This window comes from Photobacterium jeanii (assembly GCF_001650345.1).
Classification (GTDB): Bacteria; Pseudomonadota; Gammaproteobacteria; order Enterobacterales; family Vibrionaceae; genus Photobacterium; species Photobacterium jeanii.
In genome coordinates this window covers 707589-726022 of sequence record NZ_LVHF01000012.1, presented here as the reverse complement: position 1 = coordinate 726022, position 18434 = coordinate 707589, and the positions used below count along the sequence as shown (strand labels likewise).

Below are 18434 nucleotides of genomic sequence, written 5' to 3'. Positions count from 1 at the left end.
GTCTCACGTCAAGCATCAAGCCTTGTTATCACCTGAAAGCGCAATTTGATGAAGTAATTGCTTTAATTGTGTTATTGACTGTTCAATATTTATCCTAATTCACTGATATTGATTGTGATGAGCGGTTATATCTTCTGTTTGGCGAGAGAGTCCATCGAATTTCCTTTTGCTGAATTTGTTCTTTTTAACGGTAAGAAAGTGCATTTTGAGGATGAATACGATCAATAAAGAAGTAAGAGCCTTGTTCACACGAATGCGAGAACAAGGCTCTGATTATGATGGAAATATATGGTCGATTGATGGTTAATCTAAGGTGATGGATATTCGCACGCTAATCCATCGTCTAGTACTGTCCCTTGGGCCACCCCCGGAGGCGGCGGAGCAGGCTGCCCCTCAGGGACTGTTGGTGGCGGTACTGGAATGACGTTAGGTACATCAGCGGCAGAAATAAAGGTGACGATCTCACTCCACGTTTCCCCTTCATCTGCGCCAAAGCCTAGTGTGCTCTGCCAACGGGTTTGATGGTTAAAGCCTTTAATCGCAAAACGTAGCCCATCTGATTCGGTGATCATCAAGCGTTCGTTGAGCGAGCCATCAACGGCTTTGTAGAATAAGGTGCCATCTTCTTCTACACGCCACAGAACATCAATATTGAAGCCACAACCGTCGGTGTCTATGTATTTGCCACGGAAAAAGTCGCCATCAAACTCATCACTGAGTTTTAAGAAACGCGAACTGTCACGAGCAAACTTCAATGCCTTGTCATCTGCTGCAATGCCTGTTTCTCCGATGAGTGTTTGTTCGTTAAAGCGCACGGTTTTGTTGTCCCAGCCCACTAAGCAGCTAGTTACGCTATTTTGGTATTGCGTTAAGCTGGCTTTATTGACAGGGGCGACAGTGGCAATGCTCCAACCTGAGTCGTCAGTTTCACAAGCGCGTAGTCCAACCGGTGAATATTCTTTATTTATCGCACTCACGATTTGTTTACTCGTTGGTCCGAATGGGTCAAAGCGTGAGAAGAAGACTTTGTAGGCGAACAGATCTGTATTGCGATCACGGCTGGTAATGGCCATTAAATCGAAGTCTTGCTCTTGGGCTGGGTCCCAGTTTAAACGCAGGTAACCTTCTTCAGTATGTTCCCAAGTACGATCGTCATGTTGAAGTTCACTATTAAAGTAGTATTCCCATGTGTTGTCTGGTTTAAGGATCACCGTATCAATATCACCATTATCTGTTAATTGGACAAGGTGCTGATTGATGAGTGAGCTAATGTCGCTTTGGGTAAAGCGCTCATCGCCACCACATTCGATAATCGCGTTTAAGAACTTATCTGTGGTTGCGGTTGAGGTATCACCGAAGCTACAGCGTCCAAATGCGGGGAGGTTGTCACGGCTTGCCGCGGCAAAGATTTGGCTTTTCGCGGCATTGTTTACCCCTGCAAAATGGAAAGGTTCGAATTTCAGTAACGTCTCACCAATATTAATGAAGCTACGATCTTCGACCAAGAACAGGTTGTTGGTTGAGAATCGGTAGCTGTCATCAAGCTGCTTGATTAAATCCGGTACGATAAATTGAATGAATTCACTACTACCAATCACAACGGGTGCGTAAGTGCCTTCAGCCATGATTTCCCAGTTATCACCCGCGACATTAAACCAGTAGTTAGCAACAAACAGACCTTGTTGTTCAACCAGCTCTACCACGAATTTATCTGAGAGTTGGAAACCGTTAACGCCACTGATAATTGCTGCTGCTTGGGTATTGATCATATCTTCTAAGCTAGTGTGATAAACCTCGGTCTCTAACGGTTTGGTTGCGCGACAAGCCGTGTTGTTATTACGAGTATCACAAAGTAGATATTGTTCACGTTGTGGCTGCCAAGTGAAGTAGAAGCCAAAGGCATCGTCAGCAAAAATGGCCTCTTCTTGGATGTATTTGCTGATGTGGTGGTTATCTTTGGATGATAAGAAATAACGGATCTTTTTATTCGCCAGTGGGTACACACGGGCACTGACGTTGCGACCTAGCTCTTCGTTACCTTGCAGTGCGGAGTTGGTCATTAGTGCTGAACGTCGTGTGGCTGTTACGACTTTGTCGTAGTCAAACAGCCCTTGCCAGCCGCTGCCAGTGAAGACTTGTTTGGTAATATCGTCTGACGAAAAGCGGGTGCTTTCACTGAAGTAGGTAAAGTAGGTGGAAAAGTTGATATCCGTTTCTGCATCTTTGCGCCAACCGGTATCGGTTTGACGCGATTCAGCACCATCGAAGGCAAATTGATTGGCATTAATGCCACTTTCGGCAATAGATTCAAAACTGTTGATACGCCAAAAACCTTCGTTAAGAATAAGCTCGATATCGGCTTCCGCACCAAGTTGCTCAGAGTAGGTACGGTCGATGATGCCGTCGGTAATATCTCGTACTTTGCTGAGCACGAGAATGTTTTGCAACGTCATGCCCAAGGTGCCTAACTGTGGGCGTAGAGCAGATTCTATTTCGCTATTAATTTGCGTCATGTAGGTGGTTGCCAAACGAAGTTTGCGGGCGTTGGGGTCTAGCACTATGTCGGTAAAAACACCCCAGTCGCCAGTATCAACAATACGTTTATTGATAGCTTGTAAGGCGAGAGTTCCATTTAAGCTCACTACTACGTCTTGGCTGTTAAGTGGCGCGATGTAGTATGACTTAGGAAGAGGCTCGCCCAAGATCGCTTCAGGTTCATCGAATAAATCAACCAGTAACACGGCATTGAAGCGAAGTAGGGTATCGGCATCAAATTGATAGCCACCATTACTGGTTTTCTGCCAGTTAGAAATGGTGGCGGTGCGGTACACTTTCCCTTGCCCATCAATCAGCACGACTTTGAAGTTCTTCTCTTGCAGGCTAGAGAGAATATCTGCGTGTGCCTTTGGGATGATATCCAGTGTGAGTGCTTTATGAGAGGCGAAAGCGAAACTGGATGCTGATTGAGATGATGGCACAGACGAGCGGTAAGCGGTCGCTAACCCTTCTGGCACGTCAACGGTGACAGAAAATCGAGATGAAACTTCTACGACCTCAGTCGGTGCTGCGACAGGATCATCACTGCCTCCACCGCCACATGCCGATAATACCGCTCCAAGCATGGCATAAGCCATGATGCGAATGTAAGCACGCATAGCTAACTCCCCTAAAATTGTGTCAATGCTGTATTCGCGAGTCGGTGAGTAGCCACTAACTTAATGAAATCGTTAGCAAGCGCATCACATCTCGCTGTTATGGAATGGTCAAAGTATAGGAGCGGGAATAAGGTGCCTGTGTGAAACTATGCGACCCGTCTTGAAGATGGAGCGGCGATCTAAAAAGTAAGAAATCGAAATGGGTAAATAGAAAAAGCAGGTAAGCACATTGATAAGAAAAAGGTCAGCGAGAGGCTGACCTTTAGGGAGATTATTACGCAATCGCCAAATACTTGTGGGTTTGAATCGATAAGCGCCAGTTACGCTTAACACAAGTTTCAATACATAGCTCAGTTGCGCGCGGTTTCTGGCTAATAGGTTGTAGCGCGATAGTCACATCACTGCGTAGCGTTTTACCATCTAGCAGTTCATCAAGCTGGTCGATGTCTTTTTGAGTGCCTACGGGATGCTTGATTTCGTTGGCACGTTCAAGCGCACTTGCTAATACTGGCAGTTTGCCCTTCATGTTGATTTTTGGCGACACAGTAACCCAAGTGTTGCTGGTTGCTTGCACTTCAGAAGTACCACTGGTTTCGATTTGGCATTGGAAACCAGCCGCTTCAAGTGCTTCGGTTAGCGGGCGTAAATCATAGATACATGGTTCGCCACCTGTGATCACCACATGTCGAGCTGTGTAACCTTGATCTTGGAGTAGTTTGACGACGCCTTGTTCATCGATTTGGGTCCACTTCGGTGAATCTTGAGTTTTCGCCATGATCACGTCGAGATCGGCAAAATCACCTTCTTCTGCGTACCATGTTTGTTTTGTATCGCACCAAGAACAGCCAACAGGGCAAACTTGTAGACGCACGAAAATAGCGGGTACTCCAGTGAAAACACCTTCACCTTGAATCGTTTCAAAGACTTCGTTTAATTTGTACACCATAAACCTCAGGGTGGAATTCTAATTTCATTCGACGAAAAAATTACGTGACACACCGTACTTTATGTCAAAAACGGGGTATGTCGAGCAGGAATAATCCTATAAATGGTAATTCATCGTGATGAGTATCACGTACTGGGAAGATTGAACTTCACAATTACTTCGCAAAGTAAAAAAATTCACTAATACGTATTTATCTCAACGGGAGTAAAGGCAATGTATGTCGCTCAGCCTGGACATATCGATCACATAAAACGAAACAATGCCGGCAGCGTCTATAAGCTTATTGACCTGTATGGGCCAATCTCTCGAATCGAGCTTTCTAAACGGAGCCAGCTTGCGCCTGCGAGTATCACCAAGATCACCCGTGAATTAATCGAAGCGCATCTTATCAAAGAAACACAGTATCAGGAATCCACAACGCGTGGTCGTCCTGCAATTGGCTTAGTTCCAGCCAATGAAGGTTGGCAATTTATGTCTTTGCGCTTAGGTCGAGGTTATTTGACCATCGCCTTACACGAAATGGGCGGTGATATTTTGGTGGAGGAACGCCAAAATATTGAGGAGCTTGAGCAAGGTGCAGTGCTTGATAAATTGCTGACCGAGATAAATGCGTTCTTTGCAAACCACGTTGATGAAGTTGATCGCATCACTGCGATTGCGGTGTCACTGCCGGGCGTGGTGAATGCTCAAGATGGCATTGTGGTACAGATGCCGCATTACAATGTTGAAAATCTACCGCTGGGCCCTGCGATCCATAAAGCAACAGGTCTGCCTGTGTTTATCGGTAACGATACGCGCTCGTGGGCATTAGCCGAAAAGTTATTTGGTAACTCTCGCGGCATTGCTAACTCTATTTTAGTGTCTATTCATCATGGTGTTGGTGCTGGCATTGTGCTTGATAATAACGTGCTGCAAGGGCGTATTGGTAACGTTGGCGAGTTAGGTCATATCCAAATCAAACCTTATGGTAAGCGTTGTTTCTGTGGTAATCACGGTTGTTTAGAAACGGTAGCAAGTACACCTGCAGTATTAGAACAAGTGGAAAACCGACTGCGTGAGGGTCATCCATCGACATTGCATGGACAGGTTCTGACAATAGAGAAAATTTGCGAAGCGGCAATGAACAACGACACCTTGGCGCGTCAGGTGATCATCGAGTTGGGTCACCACCTTGGTCAAGCCATTGCCATTATGGTCAACCTATTTAACCCTGAAAAGATCTTGATTGGTGGTGAGTTTAACCACGCCAAGAAAATTCTATTCCCAGCCATCATGGAGTGTGTGCGCACTCAGTCACTGCCTGTGTACAACAAAGATTTGGTGATTGATGAGAGCTGTTTCTATACCCAAGCGACCATGCCGGGCGCAGCACTGGTTAAACAAGCCTTATATGACGGACATTTGCTGATGAAGCTCATCAACGAAGGTTGAAAGTTCCGATTGCTAGGTCTAGCAGTGAATTAGTGTTATCGGATTAGCGATTACGTATTCTGAATAATCAAGAAAGCAGCCAGAGGCTGCTTTCTTCGTTTGGGTTTATAAACTTGGCGAGTGCTTTATGTTGGCGAATGGTTATAAGTAGGAGTTTAGGATTGCCAGTTCAAAACAGTCCAATTTGGTCGGTTTGCTTGAGCTAATAGGCGAGGGCAAGGGTTTACCAAATAAGCGAAGTCGGCATGTTCACACAGGGCTAAATCGTTAATGGAGTCTGTGAAGAAATGGATTTTACTAAAATACGTTTCTTGCGCTGCTAACCATTGCTGTAAGCGGGTTACTTTGCCTTCTCGATAGCTGGGTACACCATGGATACGATGGGTGAAGTAGCCATTGTGTTCGATTAAATCGATACCCAACGCAGATGGAATACCCAAGCGTTTGCCGACGGCTTCTACCAAGAAAGTGACAGAAGCAGAGATGATCACCATCTCTATACCGTCTTGTTGTAACTGGGTAATCAAACTTTTAGCTTGCTTAAACTGCTTGCTAAGAATGCGTGTTTCAACGCATTCATTGACCAAAGCTGCGACTTCCTGCTTTGGCATAGTGGCAAGGGGTGCCATCGAAAAGGCAAGGTAGTCTTCCATGTTGAGTTTACCTTCGGCATACAAGCCCATCAGGCGTTGATCTTCGGCAATGAAGTCAGGATCTTGTACTAACCCTTTCTCGACTAAAAACGCATTCCAAATCATTGCACAGTCGGCATCGATCAGAGTCTCGTCCATATCAAATACATACAAAGGCTTGGACATGTTATGCGCTCACAGGTTGAATTTCGTTGAGGTTAAATAGCAGCTCAAGTTTACTACCTGCATCGAGTAAACGCTCTGATGAACGGTTAAGTAAATCAACGGTTAGCTCACAATCATCGACATCCACTTGGTAACGGATCACATTGCCCAATAGCTGGTGGTTTTTGATCACCCCAGTTTGTGGTGCTGAAATATGGCTGCCGTACTGGCGACCTGCTTCTTTGACATAAATGGATTCAGGACGGATCGCCACTTTCCAGTTGGTTTCAATATCGAACAGTTGCTTGGCTTTCGGTGCATCAACCAAGTTGTAATGACCCATAAAACCAGCCACAAATTCATTGGCTGGTTGGGTATAAATCTCTTCCGGCGTGCCTGCTTGAACAATCTCGCCTTTATCCATTAGGAAGATACGATCCGACATGATCATCGCTTCTTCTTGATCATGGGTAACGAAGATAGTGGTGAGATCCATTTCTTTTTGAATATCTCGGATCTGTTGACGAAGGTGCTTACGGATCTTGGCATCTAACGCTGATAACGGTTCATCCAGTAATAGAATACGTGGCTTTACTACCAAGGCTCGAGCAAGTGCCACACGTTGACGCTGACCGCCCGAAAGTTGGTGCGGGTAATGCTTTTCACGACCTTTGAGCTCAACCAGTTCGATAACTTTAGCCACTTCGCGTTGGATATCACCGCTTGCCATATTTTTCATTTTTAAGCCAAACGCGACATTCTCTTCCACCGTCATATTTGGGAACAGAGCATAAGATTGGAATACCATGCCAATCCCACGTTCTTGTGGCGTTTGTTGGGTGATGTTTTCACCGTTGACCCAAATTTCGCCACCGTCGATTGGGTTAAGACCCGTCAAGCTACGCAGTAAAGTCGATTTACCACAGCCACTAGGGCCGAGTAGGGTAATGAATTCGCCTTTTTCGATAGTGAAGTCGACGTTCTCGAATACGGTGTTATCACCAAAACGTTTGGTTAGATTTTTTGCTGTTACGTAACTCATTATTTCGCTCCTCAGCTGAAACGACTTGCCAGCCAAGTCAGTACAAAAATAAACAGGAAGTAAGTCATTACCAGTGCAGAAGTAAAGTGACCACTGGTTTGACGCATGTTGTATAGGTAGATTTGCAAGGTTTCGTAGCGCGTGCCCACTAAGATGTTGGCAAACACGAACTCACCCAACAAGAAAGAGAAGGACAAGAATAGCGATGCCATAAGCCCTTTCTTTAAGTTCGGTAAAATGATCAACAAGAAGGCTTTGGTGGTGCTGGCACCAAGTAGGTGCGCGGCATCCATCAAATCGTGCAAGTTAATGGCATCAAAGCTATTGGCGATAGCGCGGTACATAAATGGCAGCGCGATAGTGAAGTAAGTGCCAATCAGAATCCACGGCGTGCCGATGAGGCTAATTTCGCTATCGGCATACAGCTGGAGTAAACCCACCGAAGACACCACAGGTGGCACAGCGAAAGGTAACAAGATTAGCAAATTCATGACTTTGTTTAGTTTCGGGAAGTAGTAAAACACCACGAAAATTGCAGGCAAAATCAAGAACACACTGAGTGCCAGTGACGCGATACAGATAAACAGTGAACGCCCAAAGGCATCAAGGAAACGGCTGTCTGTCAGTAGCGCAATGTACCAGTCAAAGGTAAAGCCATCAGGCAGTACGGTCGCGCCCCAGCGAGAAGACAGCGAATAAACAAAAGTGGCGATAATTGGCACCAGCATGATGCCGACAATGGAATACACCACGGTTTTGTGAAAAGCAGTATTAACGTTTTTCATTAGTGTTTCTTCCCTGCGTAGCTTTTCGCGATCAGCCATTGGTTCACGACGGTAATGAAAGCCAAAATCACCATGAGGAGTACCGAAATAGCAGCGGCAAGATTGGGTTCAAGGAATATGTCGCCCGAAACCAGACTGGCGATACGAACGGTCACAATGTTGTAGTTGCCAGAAGTTAGGGCAAACACACTGGCGTAGGCACCGATAGCATTGGCAATTAAGATAATGAAGGTGCCAAACAGTGCTGGAGATAACACAGGTAAGGCGATTTTTAGCCAGTAGTGATGCGCTTTCGCGCCTAAGAGTGCTGCCGCGGCTTGCCAGTCGTCATTGAGGGCATCGAAAGCGGGGTAAAGTAGCAATACTGCTAATGGAATTTGGAAGTACACATACAGCACCAGCAACCCCCACTGACCATACAGGTCAAAGTCACCCAATAGACCGTGTTGTTTCAGCAATAGGGTGATAGCACCGTTGGTACCCAAAATAATGATGAAGGCAAAGGCGAGCGGGACACCTGAAAAATTGCTACTCATGTTGGTGAAAGCAATCACCGCATCACGGATTTTAGAGTTAACGCGTCGTAGTGATGAAACCAATAACGTTGCGATAGCCAAGCCTAGTACGCTAGACCAAACCGATAGCCACAAGCTGTTACTGAAGGCTTGCATCATGAATGCAGAATCGAAAATTTCGAAGTAGTTATCGAGGGCGAATTCGTCGTCGTAAATAAAGCTGTTTACCAACACCCAAACCATAGGGGCAAGTTGGAATAAATAGAAAAATACGGCGAATGGCGCAAGCCAAAGGGCGGGCTTTAGCTTGCTTAGTCGGCTTTGTTTTTTTAAAACAGACGCAGGGGATACCTGCGTCAGAGTTGAGCTGCTCATAGGGCTAAGAGTTCCTGTGAGTAGGGTTTATTGTGTTCGATGTTGAGAAGTTGGCACACGGTGCCGCAAATCTCGGTTTGTTTGATTTCACTGCTTTGGTGAGTGAACTTGTCGCCAATCACAAACAAAGGCACTTCACGCTCTTCTGGCAAAATACCACCGTGTGAAAGGTCATCGTTCATACCGTGATCGCTGGTCACAATGACTTGATAACCATCGGTTAGCCACTGTTCGATGTAGTTCGATAAATAGATATCAGCACCACGAGCACTGTTACGATATTGGCGAGAATCGAGTCCGAATTTGTGGCCCATATCGTCAATGTTCATTGGGTGAATCAACAGAAAGTCGGGGGTGAAGCGACGGCGTAAATACTCCGCATCTAAGAACAGCGCTTCATCAGGGTAATGATCCCAATGATAGAAACAGCCGTGTTGAATATTCATGGCTTCATCATTAGTGAAACGATCCCGTACCGCATCAAAAGGTGCGCGGTTATAGAGTTCGCTGACCCAATGATAAGCCGCTGCTGCGGTTACTTTGCCTTGTGCTTTCGCTAAGCTAAAAATCGACTCGTGATGTGACAGGCGAACGATGTCATTATTCACAATCCCGCTTTCGACAGGGCGAATGCCAGTTAAGATGCATTCATACAGCGGTCGAGACATTGACGGTAATTCGCATTGAATTGGGTATAGGGTGGCTCGTTGTTGCTCAATCAGACCGTTAAGGTAGCCCATGCAATCACGGGCTACTTGGTAGTTGAGGCCATCGAGAACAACAAGAATGACCTTATTACTCATTATGACTATCTCTTTGTTCAGATGAGTGTATTTCGATGATTACTGCTGATGGATAAGCACGCTTTCTTGCCATTGACGAGGCAGTTTACGCGCTGTTTTTTCCCATGCTTTGAAGTCAGTCACTGGCTTCACATTGGCGTACTGATCGTTTGGTAGCAGTTTGTCTTGAATAGATTGAGGCAGTGTAATGCTGCTACGAATTGGACGAGCGTAACCTTCTGCTAGATTGATTTGCCCTTGGTCGCTGAAGATGTATTCACGCGCCAACTTGGCAGCATTAGGGTTTTTCGCGTATTTGTTGATGATGGTGGTGTAGCCTGAGATCACTGAGCCATCTTGTGGGATGGTCACGGTAAAGCGGCTACGGTCGATTTTGTCGCGGTAGTTTAGGGCGTTGAAGTCCCACATGATGGCAACTTCGACTTCGCCTTTCTCAAGGTTTGCCATGTTAGGGTCGGTAAACGATAAACGACCTTGCTTAGCCAGCTGTGAGAAGAATTTAAGGGCAGGCTTTAAGTTTGATTCATTACCGCCTTTGGCAAAGGCTGCAGCAAGAATGGCATTGTTTGCTTGTGCAGCAACGCCGACGTTGCCAACTGTGACTTTGTAATCGCCTGTCAGCAAGTCATCCCAGGTTTTTGGGGCATCTTTAACTTGGTTGTTGTTGGTGATAAACGAAATAGTGCCAGTGTAGGCCAATGCCCAGTGTCCATCTTTGTCTTTTGCCCAATCAGGAATGTCGTTCCACGTGGTTGGTTTATAAGGTTGTGTAACCCCTTTCTTAACTGCGACGCGAGCAAAGGCAAAACCAATATCACCTATGTCTGCGGTGGCATTTTTCTTTTCAGCTTCAAACTTAGCAATTTCTTGCGCCGAGCTCATATCAGTATCACGGTGCTTTAAGCCATAGTTAGCTTGAATATCAGCCCATGTACCTTTCCAGTTCGCCCAACTGTCTGGCATTCCCACGCTGTAAACAGCGCCTTCTTTTTGTGCCGCTTTGATCAGTGAATCAAGGTTGGCATCTTGTGCAGCAACAGTGGTTGAAAAGCTGGTGGCTATTAATGTTGCGGAAATTACAGTAGAACGGCGAATCGAAATATTCATTGTCTCTATCCTTCTGGACTAGGTCAGTAAGTTCGATTCGTATCCTATGAGCGTAATATGACGCTTTATATGAAGTTTTTTGACAGTTTTAAGGCTGTTATATTTCGGGAATGTTTCAATAATCCAATCATACTTAGTTAAAAATATCGTCATAAAACTGTTATCTAGTTGACTTATCTTGTTCTTCATTTTTAGCTTGGACTAGATCAGATTATGAGTACGCAAGCCTCAACTCAGTCAGGAAAGATAAAAGTAAGTCTACGCCAGCAAATTCAGTCTGGTTTTATGACGCAAGGGCAGAAGTTACCGTCTGAGCGAGAGTTGAGTGCGCTGTTTTCGACTACCCGCATCACAATAAAAGATGTGTTGGTCTCGCTGGAAAACGAAGGACTGATTTATCGTGAAGAGCGCCGAGGTTGGTATGTGTCACCGGAACGTATTTGCTATAACCCGCTATCACGTAGCCATTTTCACCAAATGATCCGCGACCAGCACCGCATAGCTGAAACTTGTTTGTTAGATGCCAGAACAGAAATGGCGATAGGGGAAGTGGCGCAAGCATTAGCCATCGATCAAATGACGCAAATTCATATTATCGAACGCTTGCGGTATATCGACGGGCGCCCGGTGCTGTTTGTTGAGAATTGTCTAAAGGCGAGTCTGTTTCCCCATATTATGATGGAAAACCTAACCCTGTCGCTCACCGGTATTTATCGCCAAAAGTACGGTTACGAAACTTCACGTTCTTGTTTTGAAGTGATCCCGACTGGCGCACCTTCACATGTGGCAAAAGCACTGAATTTAGCAGAAGGACAACCGGTAATGAAAATTCGCCGTACTAACTACAAGCAAGACGGCGAATTAATGGATTGTGAGTTTGAGTACTGGCGCCCTGATGCGGTGTTGATCCGCATCGAGAGCGATTCACATTGAGAGTGGTACGGAATTGAGAGTGATACCAAATCGAGCTCAAAGAGATTGAAGGTTAAAACCTTTCCTTAATTGCCATATAACGTTCGCGGATATGTTCAATTAAAGCTTGAATACGTTTTGAGGGTTTTTTGGTGTAAGGATAAACCGCATAAATTCCGACAACCTTTCCTGAGTGTTCAGGTAGCACTTCAATGAGTTTTCCAGCTTGTAAATCATCGTAGATAAGGCAGGTTGGTAGGTAAGCAATACCGTTACCAGCAATTACAGCTTTACGTAGTGAAGCGGCGTTATCTGATGAGAAGTTACCAGTCACTTTGAGGGTGTAGTTCTCATTGCTATTGCGAATGAACAACCAGTCAAATGGACCTGTGCTTTGCTGGGTATAGCCAAGACAGTTGTGGTGAAGCAAGCCTTTTGGTGTGGTCGGGGTGCCGTATTGTTCTAAGTATTCAGGCGAAGCACAAATCATCCAGCGTGAGTTAAAAATGTGACGCGCTATTAAGCTGGAGTCTTCAAGGTAGCCAGTACGGATCACCAAATCAAAGTTATCAGCAACCAAATCAACAAAGTGGTTATCCATCGACATTTCGATAGTTAACCCAGGATGGCTTTGGCAGAAATCAGACAGGGCTTCAGCAAGTAATAACTCACCAGAAATAGTCGGAACTGATACACGAATATTGCCCGATAGCGCTTCGTTATAGCCTGTAACGGCATCAAACGCGGATTGAGCGACTTGATTAATTTCTTTGGCACGATGGTAAAGCACTGAGCCTGGCTCTGTTAGAGTGAGCTTACGTGTGGTTCGATAGATAAGCTGTACCCCAAGTTCGTTTTCCAGCTTGCTAATCCGCTTACTTACGACAGACTTGGTAATTTTATTGAGTTCTGCGACTTTACTGAAAGAGCCTTGCTCTATAACTTGGGTGAACAGAACCAGATCGTCAATTTGCGGCATAACATACTCATGGTGAAGTAAAACGAGAGGTTGGGGGAAGTATATACTGTGGTAGGGAAAAAAAGAAAAAGGTCATGCCAAGTAATAACGCCAAAATAGGGGCTAAGATCCTAGATTGGAGTGGAGGCTTAGGGTTAAGGCAATAAGCCTCAGACCCTTGGCATGACCGGAATACCAAGCTTTAAAACTATAAATTGGTACAAAAATCAGATGATTAATACAAATATCAGGGTGACTAGGGCCGCAAGACCCTAGTCGGTATCACGATTGATTACATGTCATCAATAATGATGTAGGTGGCGTACACAGGGCCGTGAACACCAACCACTTTGATAAGCTCGATATCAGCAGTCGAACTAGGGCCTGAGATAAAGTTCACACACGATGGCATACGCTCACCTTGTTTCGCTTTCTCATGCAGTACCGCAGTTGCTTGCGTTAAACGCGCGACAAGTGTGCTTTTCGGCACAATAAACACAGAAGCTTCTGGCAGTAGGCTGATAGCTCGACCTTGTGCAGGGTTGCTGTAAAGCACCATGGTGCCTGATTCAGCAAGCGCTTGTTCGGCAAACACCACACCCACTTTGGCACGTTCTGCGATTTCAATGTTTGGCGCGTAGCCAAGGCTTGGATCCCAAACGTGAATTTTGTGTGTGTCGCTGCGAAGGGCATCAACATTCACAAGTTCAAGTAGGCGTTGATCTGCACTGAGTACCGTTTCTTCAACGGCAGCTGTTTCACCTTCAGCAAGGTTTTCATCAAGACAGTATTTTTCACAAACTTTAGCTAGGGTTGCCGTTAGCTCGTCTTTGTTGGTAACAACGGCGTGCGCACCTAGGGCAGTGTGGGTGTATTCCACCAATACGTCTTTCAGTTCATCTTGGTTGTGATCAGCCAGCACTTCTTTGTGACAGGTGTACTTTAAAGCTGGACGCGTAACCGCTTCGGTTTGACGAGGGCGGCCTAGTTTTTCTGCGATATTATCTAAGAAAGCGTCACGATTATGAATTTGACTCATGATTGCCATTCCTCGTTACTTGCGGTTTTTAAACCAGCTACGGAACGATTGTCCGTCTGGGTTTGGTAAATCGCGGGCTTCAGTCCATTCGCCGATAGCACCAAGGTTTACAGGAAGTTTGCCGTTGCGGATCAGACCGCTTGCCATAGTGGCACCCACTTTCACTGTGGTATCCCAAAGTAGTGGACGGGCATTGATAAAGTTAAATACGCCAACAGAAGCACGTTCGCCTGTTGGAGTGATTTTCTGTTCGCCCATTTTCTGACGATGCTTAAGCAGCAAATCAGACAGTGGGATCTTCACTGGACAAACATCGTGACAAGCACGACATAAGCTACATGCGTACGGTAGGTCTTTGAAATCGTCGTAACCACCTAGCAGTGGTGACAGTACGGCACCGATAGGACCTGAGTAGATTGAACCGTAAGATTGACCACCAATGTGACGGTAAGCAGGGCAGGTGTTTACACATGCCGCACAGCGTACACAACGTAGGATGTCGCGGAACTCTGAACCTAAGATATCTGAGCGACCGTTATCCACGATCACTAAATGGAATTCTTCTGGGCCATCCGTCTGACCATCTTCACGCGGGCCTGTTAGTGCTGTTACATAGCCTGTTAATGGCAGACCAACCGCACTACGACATAGCAAGCTGATCACAATGTCGAGCTCTTCAAAGGTTGGAACAATACGTTCCATCCCCATTACGGCAATGTGTGTTTTTGGCAGGCTAGTCGCAAGACGGGCGTTACCTTCGTTTGTCACCAAAGTAACAGTGCCAGACTCAGCAACGGCGAAGTTACAGCCAGTGATACCGATATCTGCTTCTAGGAAGTCGTGACGAATGTAGTCACGCACATAGCGAGTCAGCTCTTCTGGATCTTCAGAGCCCTCGTAACCGATTTTATCTTTGAAGATATCGCGGATCTGGTAACGGTTTTTATGTAGTGCGGGTACTACGATGTGTGACGGTGGATCACAGTCATCGACTTGTAGAATGTACTCACCAAGGTCAGTTTCAACCACTTCACAATCGTTACGCTCAATCACATGGTTAAGGTTGATTTCCTCTGTCACCATAGATTTAGATTTAACGACTTTCTTGGCGTCCTTCGCTTTGATGATGCTTTCAACGTAAGCTGTCGCTTCGTCAGCTGTACGTGCGAAGAATACCTGACCACCATTTTTCTCAACGCTTTCGCTTAGCTGGTGGAGGTAGTAATCCAAGTTTTCTAGAACATGGTTACGAATATCCATGCCCATCTCACGCCATTGCTCCCAGTTGCCCAGCTTATCCGCCGCTTTTTGGCGGTTAGTGAACATACGGGTTTGGGCATTGGCTACCGACTCACGCATAAAGTCGTCTTTCATTTGGACTTTAATGCGGTCTTTAAAATTCTGATCGCTTGTTTTCATCGACATGGGTGATCTCCTTAGCGGCTCATCAGCACATCGACAATGTGCATAACTTTAACTGGCTTACCTTCACGATTGATACGACCACCAATGTTCATCAAACAACTGATGTCAGCACCAATGAGGTAATCAGGTTCTACTGCTGAAATGTGGTGAACTTTTTCTTTCACCATCTCGCCTGAGATTTCAGCCATTTTTACTGAGAAAGTACCGCCGAAACCACAGCAGGTTTCTTGGTTTTCGATAGGCAGCATTTCTAGACCTTCAACGTTCTCAAGCAGCTTCAGTGGCTCTTCACGAACATTGAGTTTACGAATAAGACTACAAGAAGGGTGGTATACCGCGCGGCCTTCAAGACGTGCACCGACGTTTTGAACCCCAAGGGTGTTAACAATAAACTGAGTCAGTTCAAATAGACGGTCTGATACTTTTTGTGCACGCTCAGCCCACTCTGGCTCATCGGCTAGGTATTCTGGGTAGCGCTTGATAGATGCAGCACATGAGCCAGCAGGTGTCACGATAGGAAGATCGTTACACTCGAAAGCACGAATAAGGCTTTTCATTGCAGGCTTGCTTTGTTCGATATAGCCGCTATTCAGCGAAGGCTGGCCACAGCACCCCTGTTGCTCTGGAAAAATAATTTCACAGCCAAGCTGCTCCAGTAGCATGACCGTTTTTTTAGCCACTTCCGATTTCACGGTGTCGCAAAGACAGGTGACAAAAAAGTTTACCTTCATATATTGCTCCAGTAGACAGCTTTGCTGTCTGTGTTATTACAGCCTATGGTGGCCGTTTTCTTTTGTTTAAGTACGGCCTCTTGCGAGGCCGATTTCTTAATACACAACAAGTTGTGTTCGGGGTGGTTCCTAATCATCCCGTGTTGCTGTAACGCCTTAAATAAACAGGCTAACTACAGCAACGATTGCACCATAAAGCACCATTGGAACAACGGTACGCTTGATGATGTAACCTTCTTTATTTGCAATACCTAGGATGGTTGATACTGCAATAATGTTATTGATACACACCATGTTACCCATAGAGCCACCTACAGATTGTAGGGCAAGGATGGTTGTCTCAGGTAAACCTACAGTGTGTGCAATTGTTTGTTGAATACCGCCAAATGTCAGGTTCGATACCGTTGCAGAGCCTGAGAAGAACGCACCTAGTGCTCCTAAGTATGATGCAAAGAACTGCCAGTTGGTGCCCATCAAATCTGAGAAAGCACGGCCTGTTGTCATGATTGGTGAGTTCTCACCGCCCATCATCATGAATTTCACCATGATGAGTGCACCAACAAGAGCGACAAACGGCATCTTGATACGGTTAGCTGTTTCGCTAAATACGCGTTTAACAGTCGTTTTTGGCAGCTTGAATACTGGGATAGAAATCAGAACTACCAAGAAGAATGGGATCAGTGCTGGTACATAAAGTGTTTTGTATGCCCAAGCCGTTTCAGTACCCAGAATGTTGCTCAGCTTGATGATTAACGCTTGGCTGACAGACAGGTCACCTAGGAAACCTAAGTTTAGGTTGAATAGCGGTGTCGCATCATTCAGCATGCCTTTAATACCCAGCTGCTGAATACGCGTGACGATTAGAATCGCAATCAGCATTAGGGTAGGACTCATCGCTTTCACCACTTGACCAAATGGGATGTGGCTGACTGCGTGGTCGGCTGTTGTTTCTGGTTCTTCCAAGCCCACTTTGAAGCGTGCAAGTAAGATAGATACAGCCATACCGATTGCACCACCGATCAGTGATGGGAACTCATAGTTCCACTGCGCAAACAGGATGTAAGGGATAGTACAAGCAAGGATACTCAGTTGGATGAACAGCATGTTACGGCGGATTTGCTGCCATGACACTACAAAGCGTAGGGCCAGAACAGGGATCACAAAGGCTGCAATAGCATGCATGAATGCAGAGTTACGGCCTGTTGTTAATAGGTCACCATCGGTAAGACCTAGATTGCCGAAACCAAACCATGTTGGTGTACCTACAGCACCAAAAGAAACCGGTACTGAGTTCATTACCAAAGCAAGCATCGCAACTTTCAGCGGGTTAAACCCTAAGCCAACCAAAATTGGAGCTGCAATCGCTGCTGGCGTACCAAAGCCAGATGCACCTTCAATCATGAAAGCAAACGCCCAACCGATGATCATTAGCTGTGCCACTTGGTTACGGCTAATGGTTTCTAACCATTGGCGAATAACATCTTCTGCGCCTGATAACGCAATAGTACGGTTAAGTAAGATGGCGCCCGCAATGATCGAAATTGGGGTAATGGCAGACAACATACCAGCGATAATGTTAGCGCTGAGGTTAGTGAGATCTGAACCAAAGTAAAATAGTTGTAGGGCACCGATGATGGCTGCCGTTACTGGCAGTGCGATATGCGATGGTAACGCATTCTTTTTTGTCATCATCCAAATCAGTAGCAAAATAGGGACTACTGAAATCACAAGGTTTAACATGCTGAAATCCACTCTATCGTGACTATCCATTGCCGGGTGTTGTGTTTGCACCGGGTAGTCGTTGTATTAACTTCTGTAATTATTGTGTTGTAAGTTTCTTAAAATTTGAGGTTTGTACGACGTCGTGGGAAGAATATTGTAAGTATGAATATTCAGTTCGCTATGCTTTTTGTGTCTCGATTTCGTCAGACAAATCATCAATCTGTGATGGATATTGAGATGTTAAATTAAGATTTGACGTTCAAGTCAATAAAAAACAATGACTTATAATTAAGTGCTGTAATCTGCATGTCTTCTATTGGGGTATAAATGGAAACAATCATTTTGCCTGATTGCACCAATGAATCAGTACATTTTGTGTGTGATTAGCGCTTCAGAAGCGGCAATGGAATATTCATCCACGGAATGAAACTAAGTAGTGTTGTAATAAAACTACATTTTGTCGGTTTTTAGAGGTTTTTGGTTATTTAATTACAAGCGAAAAGCATCTTTTATTGCTGGGAGTCGGCGAATGTGGTGAGATTTTGAGATAAAAGGTGAAGTGTAATGATTACATTTTGCCTTTCGTATCTGCTTCACTTTGTACATTGAAATGATGTGATTGTTTCTTGGAATAAAACAAAGCCGAGCACTAGGCTCGGCTTTGAAGTGTGTTAAGGCTTGATTTGCAAGC

Annotated in this window: 15 protein-coding genes; 2 read left to right on the top strand and 13 right to left on the bottom strand. The window is 45.4% G+C overall.

From position 1 onward, the window contains the following. Positions 1-308 precede the first annotated feature (308 nt). The gene (locus A3K86_RS04655; RefSeq protein WP_068328381.1) at positions 309-3155 is read right to left on the bottom strand and encodes a hypothetical protein; all 2847 of its coding nucleotides are present in this window, start codon (positions 3153-3155) and stop codon (positions 309-311) included. A gap of 274 nt (positions 3156-3429) precedes the next feature. Then, on the bottom strand, positions 3430-4098 hold the full coding sequence (gene queE, locus A3K86_RS04650; protein ID WP_068330208.1) for a 7-carboxy-7-deazaguanine synthase QueE: 669 nt from the start codon (positions 4096-4098) through the stop codon (positions 3430-3432). 216 nt (positions 4099-4314) lie between these two features. Here queE and mlc point away from each other — a divergent pair, with 216 nt between their 5' ends. Continuing rightward, positions 4315-5532 carry a sugar metabolism global transcriptional regulator Mlc gene (mlc, locus tag A3K86_RS04645; protein WP_068328379.1) on the top strand — a complete coding sequence of 406 codons (1218 nt, stop codon included), beginning with the start codon at positions 4315-4317 and terminating at the stop codon, positions 5530-5532. 155 nt (positions 5533-5687) lie between these two features. Here the strand turns inward: mlc and A3K86_RS04640 are convergent, their stop codons facing one another. The 6 genes from A3K86_RS04640 to A3K86_RS04615 are packed head-to-tail and all read right to left on the bottom strand — an operon-like array spanning position 5688 to position 10956. Next, entirely contained in the window at positions 5688-6350 is a 663-nt protein-coding gene (locus A3K86_RS04640; protein ID WP_068328377.1) for an HAD family hydrolase, read from the bottom strand. A gap of 1 nt (position 6351) precedes the next feature. Continuing rightward, positions 6352-7371 carry an ABC transporter ATP-binding protein gene (locus tag A3K86_RS04635; protein WP_068328375.1) on the bottom strand — a complete coding sequence of 340 codons (1020 nt, stop codon included), beginning with the start codon at positions 7369-7371 and terminating at the stop codon, positions 6352-6354. An 11-nt stretch (positions 7372-7382) separates the two neighbouring features. Continuing rightward, the gene (locus A3K86_RS04630; protein ID WP_068328374.1) at positions 7383-8156 is read right to left on the bottom strand and encodes an ABC transporter permease; all 774 of its coding nucleotides are present in this window, start codon (positions 8154-8156) and stop codon (positions 7383-7385) included. After that, on the bottom strand, positions 8156-9046 hold the full coding sequence (locus A3K86_RS04625; RefSeq protein ID WP_068328373.1) for an ABC transporter permease: 891 nt from the start codon (positions 9044-9046) through the stop codon (positions 8156-8158). Before A3K86_RS04625 ends, A3K86_RS04630 begins: the two co-directional genes overlap by 1 nt. Next, positions 9043-9849 (bottom strand): alkaline phosphatase family protein, encoded by an 807-nt coding sequence (locus A3K86_RS04620; RefSeq protein WP_068328372.1) that lies wholly within the window; start codon positions 9847-9849, stop codon positions 9043-9045. The genes A3K86_RS04625 and A3K86_RS04620 overlap by 4 nt, the downstream gene beginning before the upstream one ends. 39 nt (positions 9850-9888) lie before the next feature. Next, positions 9889-10956 (bottom strand): ABC transporter substrate-binding protein, encoded by a 1068-nt coding sequence (locus A3K86_RS04615; protein WP_068328370.1) that lies wholly within the window; start codon positions 10954-10956, stop codon positions 9889-9891. A gap of 213 nt (positions 10957-11169) precedes the next feature. Here A3K86_RS04615 and A3K86_RS04610 point away from each other — a divergent pair, with 213 nt between their 5' ends. After that, positions 11170-11889, top strand: a complete 720-nt coding sequence (locus A3K86_RS04610; RefSeq protein WP_068328369.1) for a UTRA domain-containing protein — start codon at positions 11170-11172, stop codon at positions 11887-11889. Between the two features lie 52 nt (positions 11890-11941). On the opposite strand, the gene A3K86_RS04605 is transcribed toward A3K86_RS04610, so the two are convergent. The 5 genes from A3K86_RS04605 to A3K86_RS04585 all read right to left on the bottom strand — a co-directional run bounded on the left by A3K86_RS04605 (position 11942) and on the right by A3K86_RS04585 (position 17761). Further along, the gene (locus A3K86_RS04605) at positions 11942-12847 is read right to left on the bottom strand and encodes a LysR family transcriptional regulator (RefSeq protein WP_068328367.1); all 906 of its coding nucleotides are present in this window, start codon (positions 12845-12847) and stop codon (positions 11942-11944) included. Between the two features lie 271 nt (positions 12848-13118). After that, positions 13119-13865 (bottom strand): LutC/YkgG family protein, encoded by a 747-nt coding sequence (locus A3K86_RS04600; RefSeq protein ID WP_068328366.1) that lies wholly within the window; start codon positions 13863-13865, stop codon positions 13119-13121. A gap of 15 nt (positions 13866-13880) precedes the next feature. Next, the gene (locus tag A3K86_RS04595) at positions 13881-15290 is read right to left on the bottom strand and encodes a LutB/LldF family L-lactate oxidation iron-sulfur protein (protein WP_068328364.1); all 1410 of its coding nucleotides are present in this window, start codon (positions 15288-15290) and stop codon (positions 13881-13883) included. An 11-nt stretch (positions 15291-15301) separates the two neighbouring features. Further along, positions 15302-16021, bottom strand: a complete 720-nt coding sequence (locus tag A3K86_RS04590) for a (Fe-S)-binding protein (protein WP_068328362.1) — start codon at positions 16019-16021, stop codon at positions 15302-15304. A gap of 156 nt (positions 16022-16177) precedes the next feature. Further along, complete coding sequence (locus tag A3K86_RS04585; RefSeq protein ID WP_068328360.1) at positions 16178-17761, bottom strand: L-lactate permease; 1584 nt, start codon at positions 17759-17761, stop codon at positions 16178-16180. Positions 17762-18434: the final 673 nt, after the last annotated feature.